General features: G+C 53.2%; 8 protein-coding genes and 3 pseudogenes. 8 read left to right on the forward strand and 3 right to left on the reverse strand.

The window, feature by feature from the left end:
* Positions 1–108 precede the first annotated feature (108 nt).
* Together tuf and rpsJ are read left to right on the forward strand one after the other, a co-directional pair.
* Positions 109–1,371 carry a translation elongation factor EF-1 subunit alpha gene (gene tuf / locus SM755_RS02360; protein ID WP_323171281.1) on the forward strand — a complete coding sequence of 421 codons (1,263 nt, stop codon included), beginning with the start codon at positions 109–111 and terminating at the stop codon, positions 1,369–1,371.
* Complete coding sequence (rpsJ, locus tag SM755_RS02365; protein ID WP_004215311.1) at positions 1,372–1,680, forward strand: 30S ribosomal protein S10; 309 nt, start codon at positions 1,372–1,374, stop codon at positions 1,678–1,680. It abuts the gene before it with no gap.
* 142 nt (positions 1,681–1,822) lie between these two features.
* On the opposite strand, the gene SM755_RS02370 is transcribed toward rpsJ, so the two are convergent.
* Complete coding sequence (locus SM755_RS02370; protein ID WP_323171282.1) at positions 1,823–2,008, reverse strand: hypothetical protein; 186 nt, start codon at positions 2,006–2,008, stop codon at positions 1,823–1,825.
* A gap of 505 nt (positions 2,009–2,513) precedes the next feature.
* Here SM755_RS02370 and SM755_RS02375 point away from each other — a divergent pair.
* From SM755_RS02375 to SM755_RS02400, 6 genes and pseudogenes are all read left to right on the forward strand, one after another.
* A pseudogene (locus SM755_RS02375) lies at positions 2,514–3,351 on the forward strand (IS5 family transposase).
* 257 nt (positions 3,352–3,608) lie between these two features.
* A complete protein-coding gene (locus SM755_RS02380) occupies positions 3,609–5,564 on the forward strand; it encodes a serine hydrolase (protein WP_323171283.1) in 1,956 nt (651 codons plus the stop codon).
* A 515-nt stretch (positions 5,565–6,079) separates the two neighbouring features.
* Positions 6,080–6,718, forward strand: a complete 639-nt coding sequence (locus SM755_RS02385; protein WP_323171284.1) for a CPBP family intramembrane glutamic endopeptidase — start codon at positions 6,080–6,082, stop codon at positions 6,716–6,718.
* 264 nt (positions 6,719–6,982) lie between these two features.
* Positions 6,983–7,798, forward strand: coding sequence for a methyltransferase domain-containing protein (locus SM755_RS02390; protein ID WP_323171285.1), 816 nt, complete (start codon positions 6,983–6,985; stop codon positions 7,796–7,798).
* A 508-nt stretch (positions 7,799–8,306) separates the two neighbouring features.
* Positions 8,307–9,300: pseudogene (locus SM755_RS02395) on the forward strand (IS110 family transposase).
* 245 nt (positions 9,301–9,545) lie between these two features.
* Positions 9,546–10,370 (forward strand): annotated as a pseudogene (locus SM755_RS02400) (IS5 family transposase).
* 495 nt (positions 10,371–10,865) lie between these two features.
* On the opposite strand, the gene SM755_RS02405 reads toward SM755_RS02400, so the two are convergent.
* Both SM755_RS02405 and SM755_RS02410 read right to left on the reverse strand, forming a co-directional pair.
* Positions 10,866–11,854, reverse strand: a protein-coding gene (locus SM755_RS02405; RefSeq protein ID WP_323171286.1) for an IS630 family transposase whose coding sequence is annotated in 2 segments (ribosomal slippage) — positions 10,866–11,374 and positions 11,374–11,854 — 990 coding nt in all. Because the reading frame shifts where the segments join, the coding sequence is not laid out codon by codon here.
* 114 nt (positions 11,855–11,968) lie between these two features.
* Positions 11,969–13,228, reverse strand: a complete 1,260-nt coding sequence (locus SM755_RS02410; RefSeq protein WP_323171287.1) for a YcaO-like family protein — start codon at positions 13,226–13,228, stop codon at positions 11,969–11,971.
* Positions 13,229–13,230: the final 2 nt, after the last annotated feature.

Below are 13,230 nucleotides of genomic sequence, written 5' to 3' on the forward strand. Positions count from 1 at the left end.
ACAAACCGCAAGCGGGCGTCGGGTTCGGACGAATACGTTTTCGAAATGGTTTTAACCGCAACGAGCAAAAAGGACCGATATAAGCGCCTCTGCGCGTGAGCTACAACAATGAGCGACCAACACCAGAACCTGGCCATCATCGGCCACGTTGACCACGGGAAGAGTACGCTCGTGGGACGACTCCTCTACGAGACGGGGAGCGTACCAGAGCACGTCATCGAACAGCACCGCGAAGAAGCCGAAGAGAAGGGCAAGGGCGGCTTCGAGTTCGCCTACGTCATGGACAACCTCGCCGAGGAGCGAGAGCGTGGTGTCACCATCGACATCGCCCACCAGGAGTTCTCCACCGACGAGTACGACTTCACAATCGTCGACTGTCCTGGTCACCGCGACTTCGTCAAGAACATGATCACGGGCGCATCCCAGGCGGACAACGCCGTCCTCGTCGTCGCCGCTGACGACGGTGTCGCGCCCCAGACCCAGGAGCACGTCTTCCTGGCTCGCACCCTCGGTATCGACGAACTCATCATCGGCGTCAACAAGATGGACGTCGTCGACTACAAGGAATCCACCTACGACGACGTCGTCGAGGAAGTTACGCAGCTCCTCAAGCAGGTGCAGTTCAACACCGCAGACGCCTCGTTCATCCCCATCTCGGCGTTCGAGGGCGACAACATCGCCGAATCCTCCGAGAACACGGACTGGTACGACGGCGAAATCCTGCTCGAGGCCCTGAACGACCTGCCGGAGCCGGAGCCGCCGACGGACGCCTCGCTCCGCCTGCCGATCCAGGACGTCTACACGATTTCGGGTATCGGGACCGTCCCGGTCGGCCGCATCGAAACCGGTATCATGAACACCGGCGACGACGTCGTCTTCCAGCCATCGGACGTCGGTGGCGAGGTCAAGACGATCGAGATGCACCACGAGGAAGTGCCAAAGGCCGAACCCGGTGACAACGTCGGATTCAACGTCCGCGGCATCGGCAAGGACGACATCCGCCGCGGTGACGTCTGTGGCCCAGCCGACAACCCGCCAAAGGTCGCCGAGACCTTCCAGGCCCAGGTCGTCGTCATGCAGCACCCCTCGGTCATCACGGCCGGCTACACGCCGGTCTTCCACGCCCACACGGCACAGGTCGCCTGTACGATCGAATCCATCGACAAGAAGATGGACGGCAGTACCGGCGAGGTCACCGAGGAAGACCCCGACTTCATCCAGTCGGGCGACAATGCGGTCGTGACGATCCGACCGCAGAAGCCCCTCAGCATCGAACCGTCCAGCGAAATTCCTGAACTCGGGAGCTTCGCCATCCGCGACATGGGCCAGACCATCGCGGCCGGCAAGGTCCTCGACGTCAACGAGAAATAAATGCAGCAGGCACGCGTTCGACTCGCGGGCACGAGTCCAGACGACTTAGACGACATCTGCGACGACGTCCGCGAGATTGCGAACAACACCGGCGTCAACCTGAGCGGTCCGATTCCGCTGCCGACCAAGACCCTTGAGGTGCCGACCCGGAAGTCGCCTGACGGCGAGGGTACCGCCACGTGGGAGCACTGGGAGATGCGCGTCCACAAGCGCCTGATCGATCTGGACGCCGACGAACGCGCACTCCGACAGCTCATGCGCATTCAGGTGCCAAACGACGTCTCGATCGAGATCGTCCTCGAAGACTAAGCATACGGTAACTGTGACTCCGTCTCGTATTTTTTGTATCGCCGAGTGAATTATCTGGATGAGATGAGTTCTAATCGTACTGGTGCTGACTCGAATGGCGTGTTTCGAGTAGCTGATTCCGTGCAAACGCGAATGAATTGAGCTACTGGTCAGCAGTTATTGCCTGTGTGCTGCTAGTAGATGTTAAAGGCGTGTTCAATACTGTTCCAATTTCCCTATCGTTCGCATCCGAAATCAAGGCCGTGGTGCTAACAGGCGTGTTCAGTGATTTGTTACCATCAACGAAAATTATTGCATCTTCAACATTGTGATTCTCGTATAACTCCATGAAGAACGCGCTCGCTATGACCGTCGTTTTCGTTGGTCACCTAGTGTATGCGACAACGCTCTTCTGTAGGATATTGTTGATCCGATTCGTTCGCTGGTTCGATTGATACAGATCGACGTGTAGAGCGGATCCAAAGCCATAACTCAACACCAGTCTATCTCCGTAAAATAGCAAGACAGCGTTCCATAAACAATGTGCTACTCAAGAGCGATGCGATAATTTGTTTGAGTCGGAATTAGTCGCAGCGTACAGCTAATACTGCTCACCGTTGAACCGAATCACACTCTCGTCAACCACGACGTGATTTGGCCTCTGATTGCAGTCCGCTTTGTGAACCCGGTATGAACAGTCGGTTAAGCCCGGTCAACACCGATTATTTCGAGAATTTAAACAGGGCTTGTTTAGACGCTCAAACGTTAGCAGTGTAGATCGAACTCGTATCATCGTGATAGTATCTCAAGAGAATTGATAAACATACTAGGAAGTGAAGCGGGACGGGTTCGTTGTGTACACGAAGACCTTCCGCTTCACAGAGAAGTTTGTATCGCTCGCCCAAAAAGCCGTCGTTGGTACGCCAGCTCCGGCCTACCGTCCGGGAGAAGACGGCTACGCTGACTGGGTGGTTCTCGCCGTTCAGGGATTGAAAGAGTATCTCGCCATCCGTATCAGAAGCTGATGGACGTCCTCCGCGAGATGCCAAGAGTGACGGAATCACTCGGATTGACGCCAAAAACGGTCCCACACTTCTCAACCGTGTGTACGCGAAAGCAGGCGATTCCGATGAAGCGGTGGCGAGCGATCCTCGATCAGTCTGTCGAACTGTATGATCTTGGTGATGTACAGGCGATCGACGCAACCGGTGTTGATCGCGTCCAGGCCGGCCAGCACTACGCAAGACGGACGGACTACACGTTCGAGGCGGTGAAGACGACGCTGCTCGTCGATTGTGAAACCAATGTGGTTCTCGATATATACTGTTCGGTGAAACAACCTCACGATACGCAAGTTGGCTGGCAGGTGTTGGTGCGGAATCTCGACGATTTCGCGACTGTCGCTGCCGATAAGGGCGACGACTGGGAGGAACTTCGCACGAGGTTGCATGCGGAAAGTATCACGCCGCTGATTCCGCAGCGAGATCCTGGGATGCGGGGGTGGGCGAGAAATTTGCTCATCAAGGATCGGGCGTACCACCAGCGCTCGAACGCTGACTCAGTGTTTTTGGTCTCCGACGCAGATACGGCGATACGCTCTGGTCGAGAACCTGGTTCGGCCAATTCCGTGGACTTGTAATGAAATCGGCAGTCCGCAACATCGAACGTGCCATCCAGGACTCATACCCGTGAAATCATGAGTTCAAACAGGGCCCTTAAACAGTATTCAAAAGAGAAAGGCTAGGCAAATACAACTGGGCATCGATCTCTATCAGAATAGGAGCCGACCGATATTAGGATTGTAGCGTGAGTTTCGGGAAATAACACCTTGAAACACCACGTTCCATTTTCTTAGCCTCATCTAGACACGTCGCACCTCTATCCGAATCAGTCTTATCATAAGATAAATATCGAAAGATTAATAATTAAAATGAGTAATAGTACTACCTATGTCTGAATATCTTACCCGGCGGCGTTTTCTTGCGGGAAGCGCCACTGCGGGTGCCACAATCGGACTGGGTGTGGCTCCGGATCAGACACAAGCGACGAACACCGGATCAACCGCAGAAGGCCGCGACTCCCTCGAAGCCTTTGTCGATGAGACCGTTGAAGCTGAACTCGCAAAACACGATGCGACCGGTGCAGTTGTTTCGATAGTCCGCGACGGATCGGTCGTTCTTTCACGCGGGTATGGAGAGACACCGTTCGACGAGACCGCAGTGAAAGCCGAGAAAACGCCGATTCAAGCTGGTTCGATCTCGAAACTGATCACATTCACCGCAGCGATGCAACTGGTCGATCGGGGCGTTATCGATCCAGATGATGATGTGAACCCCTACCTCGAATCGGTGTCGGTTCAGGAGACGTACGACAAGCCGATTACGTTGTCACATCTCGCAACACACACTGCTGGATACGAGAATCGAATTCGGAACGAGATGGTTGGCGACCTTGATCATCGACAATCACTCGAGGACGCTATCGACTCCTATCAACCGGAACGGATCCATCAACCGGGCGAGCTGATGGGGTATACAAACTACGTGGCCACGTTAACCGGACAGCTAGTTGCCGACGTAACCGGATCGCCGTTCCATGAATACGCCGCGACCGATGTATTCGACCCACTCAGAATGGAGCGGTCCACGTTTGAGGCGATTCCTAACCACCTTGATTCGAACACCCGCGATCACCTCCTCGATTACCTACTGTGGCACTCAAATGGCCCACCGTCGTCCGGGCTGTGGACGACGGGGACCGACATGGCGCAGTTCATGCTGGCCCACCTGAACGGCGGTGCAACCGACGCTGGGCGCATTCTCTCGGAAGAAGCAACCAGTGATATGCACCGACGGTGGTTCACCCCCCACGAAAAATTCGACGGAATGACGTTCGGATTTTTTGAACGCCATCGAGACGGCGTTCGCTTTCTCACTCATGACGGAGACGGGCCCGGTTACCGAAGTTCACTCATCCTAATTCCGGAACTTGATCTTGGACTGTTCGTCTCGTTTTTGGGTCACGAACCCGGTACCAGCGTCTGGTCGGTTCAGGACGCGTTTCTTGACCATTACGTGCCAGCGACCAATACGGAACTGACGCCCAGTGGCCGTCCAGAACGAGCTGACGACCTCGAGGGAACGTATCGAGATCTCCACGCAGCCAAGAACGCAACCTATGAGAAAGCACTGCTTGCGTCGTTCTACGCTCCCGACACCGAGGTCTGGATTGAGGAGGACGGAACGCTAGTCACGGACGGATCCACTACTAAGCGCTGGGTCGAAATCGAACCGCTCGTCTTCCGTCGAGCGGACGGGAAGCAAACACTCGTGTTTCACGAGAATAACGGCACGGTCGCGGGATTTTCGATCAGCACAGTACCATACGGAGAATATTCGGCCCGCGCGGTCGGCTCAGTTCCACGCACACTCGTTCCGGTTTCTTTGTACGACAATATGGCCATGCAAACGAATCTAGCACTCGCCTCATCGCTCGTAGTTCTATCTGGTGTCCTCGGATGGCCCCTTGCTGTGATCGTTCGTCGATACCGAGATTCTTCGTCGCTCGAAGCCAAGCAGGCACGGCGAGCGCGATGGTCGGCGGGTGGTGCCGGTGCGCTCTTGTTCGGATTCGTCGCGGCGGTTCTCGTTGTTTCTGTAATCACATCGATTCTAGGTGGTCCTGAATTGTTCAACCGACCGCCGAGAGGCTTCAGGGCCTTGTTTGCTATGCCGCTCGCTGCTACCGTCGCAACCCTTGCTGCCGCTGGTTACATCGTCCCAGTTTGGCGTGAGAGGCTCTGGTCGTTTCTGGCTCGAGTGCACTACACCGTAGTCGTCGGTTCACTAGCAGTGCTACTGTGGCTGTTTCACTACTGGAACCTGCTTGGGGTTCCAACGACGTAACGGCCACATCCAAGATTACTTCAACGTTGATGGGACGAGTAATACTAAGAACAATGCTCCTGCGGAAGGGTCGTAACGCTGGCAAAATATCACAGTATCGATCGATAGTGCCGCCGTCTTTGGATGTCACGGTGTCTCTCTAGCGTTGAGTAGCCAATCGGTCCAAGCCCGTATCGAACCAAATCGGTCGTCAGTATATGTACCTAGCCGATGGGCGCCTATTCGAGACAACCAGCGTCATCAGGATTGAGGATAACCGTTGAACCTCCTCGTGTCATCGCACCCGCTCGTGAGCGGTGCATACAATCGCTATTATGGCGATTCTGTGGGATGCTGCAACATCGAGTTTTAAGCTGTCCTGCTCCAGTAGCGCTACGACCAAGATCAGTCGATCCAAGCACTTGGATGGTCGAACGCCTATAGAGAACGAACTGAAGAGGCAGGTCCTGCAGAATTTCCTATCACCATAGCAAAAACCATAAATCATTAATATCATTTCGACCGAACTGAGAGTGATGAGTACTGTCTCTCCGTTTTGGATTATTCTCCTCCTAGCTACCCCGTTGCTTTCACTAGCGTATATGATGACTATCTATGTCGTCGTACATCGGTGGCTACCTGTCAATTTTCACCTATACGCACACTGGTTTAACAGCGGGTTTGTGGTAGTCGTCGGTTCTGCTGTCGTATTCACCAGTCTGACCAAGATCCCGCTGACGGCCCAGTGGATATATCTCGCGACAATTCCGCTTGGGGTTGGATTATACGTGTTCGATTCGTACATTAAGGTTCACATAGCCGAAAAACCGCTCCGTAACGGAACAGAATCGGTAGTCACGATGCTCCCCGTATTGTTCGTACCGATTTTTGAGGAAATTATTTTCAGAGGGGGGTATGTCTTCCTCGAGCATTTCTTCGGGACAGGTGTCTTTGTCGTCGTGTCCGCTTTCTCGTTCGGTATACACCACATCGGATACGGGAAGATAGAAGTGCTGTTCAAGTTCGAAAACGGACTGGTCTACGGATCACTTTTCGTTGTGACCGGATCACTTCTACCGCCACTGTTGGCACACTGCGGCTACAATCTCGCAGCAGTTCTTGTTCACGCGGACACTTCCTGGCTGACTCGAGTTTCTCTTCAGGTTCGATCCTGAGTTATTGCGGCTTGTTGAACTTACATCCACGTTGCGTGGCGGAGACCCTTGCCTAAGGCGTCGTTCAGAAGAGCGAAACTCTCTTGTGATGTCGAAGATTAGCCATTAGGCGAATGACCTTTTACAATATTTCATATGCTCGTTAATCGCTATATCTGATATACGGAAACTCTATGGCCAGAACAACTCCCAATTGTTCTTAAATGGCCTTGTTCATAAGAATAGACCGGTGGTTTAATTAGGAAGAAGGCGAATATATGGGATATGAATTATAGTTTTAAAGAAACCACCTGGGAAAACGTAGATGACAGCCACGATCCAGAACGATACATCGAATTTCTAGAAGATGTTTCCGATACCGAGTGGGCGCAGCAAGCCAAAGAAGCCAGTTATCGGGCGATTCGTCCCCGCGAGGGAGACAAAATTCTCGATTTGGGATGTGGAATCGGAATAGACGTAGACGGAATTGCTGAATACGTCGGTGAGGACGGGACAGTCGTCGGAGCTGATAACAGCGAATCAATGATTGAAACGGCAAGGGCGAGATACGGCGAGCAGGAGAACGTGAGATTTGTTGTTGACGACGCGACTGATCTATCATTTTCGAATGATGTGTTTGATCGATCTAGAACAGAACGCGTATTACAGCACGTCCCAGCGCCTGTAGATGCGATCCAGGAAATGAAACGGGTGACTCAGTCCGGCGGCTTCGTTATGGCTACAGAACCCGACTGGATGACATACGCTCTCGACATGCCGGATTCCGAGATAGCGTCCGATGTCATAGATTCGGAGTTTGCACCCGTCCAGAACCCCTCGATAGGGCGGAAGCTATACCGGCTATTCAGGGAAGCAGAATTCGAAGATGTCCATGTCAATTCCTATTCGCTAACACTTAATGATGCCGAGACAGCGGTCCTCACATTCCGTTTGAAGCAGAGACTGAAGTCGATGATAAATGCTGGTTTGATCAGTCAGATTGAGGCCGATCAATGGCTTAAGAGCTTAGAGCAGGCCTCCGAAAGAGATCAGTTTTTAGCAGCGGGATCTGCCTTTTCTGTTGTAGCGCGAGTTCCATAGTTCGTCGTTTTAGGAGAGACGAAGCCGGCCGTCGAGAACGGTATCACTTGTTTTCCGGTACTCTGTCGGCGATTGCCTATAGCTTCCGCTATAATAGTTCCCAAAGATCATCACAGTCCACGTCTAAGCTCTCTCTGAGCAGGTTGGCGAGTTGCATAGGCACTTCTCGCCACCACCTGCTCTTTCCTCAAACTCTCATCTAGACAGTGCCGCATCAGCGATATACCAAGACGGAAACCGACTGGACTGGCAACCGGTAAGAGAACAAATTGTAGTACCGTGTTGACTCGATGGAAACGCTGCTACTCCATGAGAGTGTGAACCAAGCATGGGGCGCAAGAGACCGACCGGTATTCCGTGCCATCAAGCACATTGTGTTGACTGGTCCGTGTGCGAAAGAAGCCGAGTCATGGGCGTGACAGCCCGGGTGCCGCGCGACGCGGCACCCCGGGAAAGCCCGAATAGGTGAATCTCTGCTTCACGCACTGGCGTCCCGGGTGAACAGACCATGTACCTCGGAATCGACGTCCACAAACGGTACGCACACGTGGCAGTAATGGATGATGCTGGAGAGATCGTCGAAGAGGTTCGCATCGAAAACGCGAACCTCGACGACCTCGCCCAGCGGTACGCTGGTTCGCAAGCAGCTATCGAAGCGACCAGCAATTACTACCACATCCACGATACGCTTGCACAACATTTGGACATGACTGTTGCCCATCCGAAAGAACTGAACCAGATCGCTGACACTGACAAGAAGACTGATCGTGTTGACGCTAAAGAGTTAGCACGGATGGTTCGGTTGAACTCTGTGCCGGAGAGTTAAGTTCCAACCGATTAAACAAGCCCGCGCACAAGTGCGCGGGCGACAGTCGCTTGTCGAGAACCGGACAGAGTATGCCAACAAAATCCACGGACTGCTCTCCGATCACGGGATCACTGAGGATGTGAAGCCGCTGAGTGTCGAGGGGCGAGAGTTCCTGCAGGAACTCTCGCTCCCGACACCGTGGGATACGTTGTTGGAGTTCTATCTTGAAGTGATCGAGACACTCACCGACGAGATCCAGGAACTCGAAAAAGCGATCGAAGAGCGCGCTGGGTCTCTGAAGGAGACCCAGCTGCTCATGACGATTCCTGGCGTGAGTTACTATACGGCACTGACGATCTATGCCGAGTTGGGTGAGATTGATCGGTTCGATGGGGACAAAGAAGTTGTCAGCTACGTCGGATTGAACCCGGTGATCCGCGAGTCAGATGACTCGCGGATCGAGGGAGGGATCTCGAAGTGTGGATCACGACGTGTTCGGTGGTTGTTGGTCCAGGCTGCGCATACTGCAGTCCATACCAGCCACGACGAGTATCTCAGCCGGTTCTACGAGCGGTTAGCGCGACGGAAGAACTCACAGAAAGCAATCGTCGCAACCGCTCGGAAGATGCTGGTTTCGATCTATCACATGCTTGACCGAGGTGAAGTGTACGATCCACTTGGTGTGAGTGCGTAGACGACGGATCTGAGGCCCTCCATGAGCGACTGCTGTCTTCAACAGCAAACCGCACCGCACCAACCGCACAGCCCAAGATACCGACCACCTGCCGGCTGTGCGGGGCGGCAGACATCAGTACGCCCCAATCATTTTATCGTCAGCGGTGGTTTGGTCGGTTAGCAGCGTTTCCATAGGCGAATAGCGATCTAATCGACTGATTTCACGGATTAGAAAGGCGAAGCCGAGGAAATCGATTCTGATCTATGGACGTCGATCTCCTCGACTTCGTTGAGCAGTGTCGGCACCTAGTCAAACAAGCGTTGGGGGAAGCACGCGGGCGAGCCCGCCAGCGGCGGGTTCGCCCGCTGGAAGCACGTCGTTCTGCACTGTGTTCGGCTCGAAGACGGCCACAGCTACCGAGAAACACCAAATCGGCTGAAGTATATGGCCGAGGTTCGTGACGTACTCGACTTCGATCGAGACGATCTCCTGGACTACAGCACGATCTACAAATCGTTCGATCGGCTGAAATGTGGGTGTGGCGGACGTTGCTGCGCGTTTCAGCGCAGTAACACCTGCAGTTTGGCCACGCAGCACTCGACAACACGTTCTTCGACCGCCGCTCGGCCTCATCGTACTACCGCCAGCGGTCGGGAAGTACCGTCCAGACGCTAAAAATGACGACGCTAACCGATAGAGAGTCTCTTGCCGTCCTTGACGTACATATCTCGGCCCGGTGGAAACACGATACGAAGACCGGGCCGCAGATCGTCCGCCGGAACGCGGACGACCTGCTGTCCGTCGCCGCCGACAAAGCTTTTCACAACTGGCTCACGAAATACGAGTTCTACGCGCTCGGTGTCGAGCCACTTATCTTACAGCGTGGATCGAGGCCGTTGACGCGAGGACACAACGCGCTTATCTGGACAAAAGGCTACTCTCAGCGCTGGATGGTCGAGACTTCGTATTCGACAACGAAGCGCTCGCTCGGCGATGCCGTGCGAGCGCTGGGCTGGTATCGACAGTTCCGTGAAATCGTCCTCATGTTCGCCATCTCGAACATAGAACCGCTCTGTGAACCACTCTAACCGTGACTCAGCATCTATTCAACACAGCAAATTGTAGCGGCTTCAGGCCGATCTGCTTCGCCAATTAGCACGTGCACGCCCCTCACTGCGATCAACATCGGGTGTCTGTATATTATTCAACTCTATATGGAGTTCATTCTTAAATAAGGAAATAGAATAGGGAAAAATTTATATTTGATTACATCGTTTATCTAACTGCATCATGGAATTTGATGTTACCGATGAAAACGAGGACAGTGACGCAACCGAAGCAGTCGCACCGGGAACCTGTTCCTGCTGTGGAGGAGTCATTCCCCCGTGCTGCTGCGGAACGTAATTAAAATAATCACCTAAAAACTAGACTTGTGGCTCCCGCTTCAATAACTGGAGCGGGGAGCTTCAGAGGTACTTCTCGAACTCTGCCGATTTAACTAGCTGGCCAGTTATTATGCAGTTCAAGGATGGTTCTGAGTAGCTAATCTTAGCGACGTTACCGACCTATGGCTATAGTAGGAGTTAGAAATAGCCACTCATTTTGGGAATAGAGAGTTGATCAAGAGCGGTATCGATCGCTGTTGTTAGCTTAGAGAGTGAGTCGAAGAATCGGTTGCTAAGAGCTGATTGCAACTGTTTCCAGCACTCTTTGACTGGATTAAGTTCCGGTGAATACGCTGGTAACGTGACGAAGGCGAGGTCGTCACAGGCCGCCAGGTCCGTGACGGCCGACGCCTGGCAATACGGCGCTCCATCCAACACGACGATCAAATTATCTTCGAACTCGTTGCATAACGCGAGAATGAAATGTTTCGCATGTTCGGCGGTCACGTACTCTTCGAACCGAGAGAAAAAGTGATCACCGTCCTCGGTGATCGCGCCCAAGAGACACGTCCAGTCGCGTTGCCCGGACAATTCGACGATCGGCCGCGTACCGCGCGGAAACCACTCGGAACGCGGCTCAACTTGCACGGATTTCTTGGTTTGATCGATACAGACTACTGTGGCGTCCATCTCCCGCCGCTTTTTTTGAGTTCTTCGTGGAACGTCTCTTGTTCGTCAGCCTCAGCTTCAGCGGCTGTACGGCGTGGTTTTTGATACCTCAGTCCCGCTTCTTTGAGCAACCGCCGGCAACTCGGGATTGAGTAATCAACATCGTAGGTCTCGTCGAGATACTGCTGAACGAGCGCCGGCGCGTCAACCCCAACTTCTTCGGGTGAGTCGTGGATAGCTTCTTCGAATTCGTGTTGCTCTTTTTCTTCGAGCTTTCGCTTTCTCCCAGTACGGTGATCGTCAGTTACAGCCTGCTCAAGCGACTCGTCAATGTCGAGTCGCTTGAGCCAGCTATAGATTGTGCGTCGCTGAACGTCGTACCATTCGGCTAGTTCAGTCTGTGCAACGCCGTTTTTGTACGCTATTGTCGCTAAGAGCCGTTTTGTCGGCTTCTTTCCCTCCACGTTGCCGAGAGCATCTTGCAATTCCTTGATAGAGATTTCGTCGAGATGATCCACTACCTTCAGAACGAATTTCTGAGTGAAAAGTTTTAACGGTTACTATAGCTGGCGTCTGTTTGACACCTCATAGTTGAAGATACAATACGAGCGGGGCCGTCGCAGCGCACTCCCTTATGGGAAGGGATGGGGCACCTCGTAAAGTTCGCGGTCTGTTAACCGCGGGTGGCCATCGGGAATAGCTGAGGGGACTTGTAGGGGGATCAGTTCAGGCACGATGGTCTGAACAACGGGAATGCCGATGTGTGCAGTTTCAGGAGTCGTTATTTCGACACATATAGGTGTACATCCTGCAGTCTCGAGGCGGCGAAGCAACTCGTTATAAGTATCCCCACTAATCGGTTCGTGGCGGGGCTTTCCGGGCATACCATCCGTAAGGAATTCAGTCTTGTCGAAATGTTCTGGCTCCCCGTACAACAAGACGTTATCCTCGAAATTCCATATCTCGTCATCCAACTGGATCGAATCGGTTTCCCGCTCTGTTTTGAGCTTGTTGATGAGTATCCACCCCTGTGCTGCTTCGATGACAGCATCCTCGATTGTCTCGTACCGGTTTGAGCCAGCAGCACCACCGATCATGAATTTCGGATACTCGTCACGCTTGTTGACGAGAGCGGCCCCGTATGTTGGGATATCTACCAGCGTATCGTACTCGAAGATGTGACATTCGAAGTGCTTGCTGGGTAGAAACTCCTTTAATTGATCTTCTAAGCCATCCACCTGTTCTGGAAAAATTTTTTGCGGGGACGAGTGAGTGAGCCAGGTATACATAAATCCGTCGCGCTCAATTAGCTCGTAGAGACCGCTCAGGATCGCGTCACGGGCATCTCGACCAGCAGCTGCCCCGTTCGATGTTCCAATAAAATGTCTCTTATTCTTCTTGAGCGGCCCTTTGAAGCTCCAGACGAGTTCCGCTGGGACATATGTCGTCTCGCCTGTGAGGAGATTTACGCCCTTCGTCCAAGGTATCGGAGTATCCTTATCAATTGGGTGGATATACGGGGTAGAGTCGAGATCCGAGTAGATGTCTAAATACTCGAAAGCAATAACCTCATGCTCGCGTTCCATTTTGTTGTAGGATCCATGACAAATCCGGGCTTCGTCGGGCATGTCCATGCAGTATCGCTCGACAGTCTCACCAAACACAGTCTGCAACGTCTCACCGATAGTTTTTCCTTTTCCTCCCGCCTCAATACTGGACCCGTCGCTGTCTTGGAACGTACTCGTGTCGGTTTCGATAATTCCACTCGAAAGCAACTGCGGGCCGGCCCGTTCAGGATACCAGACGTTCAAGCGCTTGATGATGCCGGTTTTCCGACCGAGTAGCCATTCGTATTCAGCTGGGAGTGGCCGGTCGTGCTCAATAACGCGCATGT

The sequence above is a fragment of the Natrialba sp. PRR66 genome (genome assembly GCF_034808065.1).
Taxonomy (GTDB): domain Archaea; phylum Halobacteriota; class Halobacteria; order Halobacteriales; family Natrialbaceae; genus Natrialba; species Natrialba aegyptia.

Coding starts and splice junctions, on each gene's coding strand:
- tuf (WP_323171281.1), top strand. CDS start 109: ATGAGCGACCAACACCAGAACCTGGCCATCATCGGCCACGTTGACCAC.
- rpsJ (WP_004215311.1), top strand. CDS start 1,372: ATGCAGCAGGCACGCGTTCGACTCGCGGGCACGAGTCCAGACGACTTA.
- SM755_RS02370 (WP_323171282.1), bottom strand. CDS start 2,008: ATGGAGTTATACGAGAATCACAATGTTGAAGATGCAATAATTTTCGTT.
- SM755_RS02380 (WP_323171283.1), top strand. CDS start 3,609: ATGTCTGAATATCTTACCCGGCGGCGTTTTCTTGCGGGAAGCGCCACT.
- SM755_RS02385 (WP_323171284.1), top strand. CDS start 6,080: ATGAGTACTGTCTCTCCGTTTTGGATTATTCTCCTCCTAGCTACCCCG.
- SM755_RS02390 (WP_323171285.1), top strand. CDS start 6,983: ATGAATTATAGTTTTAAAGAAACCACCTGGGAAAACGTAGATGACAGC.
- SM755_RS02410 (WP_323171287.1), bottom strand. CDS start 13,228: ATGCGCGTTATTGAGCACGACCGGCCACTCCCAGCTGAATACGAATGG.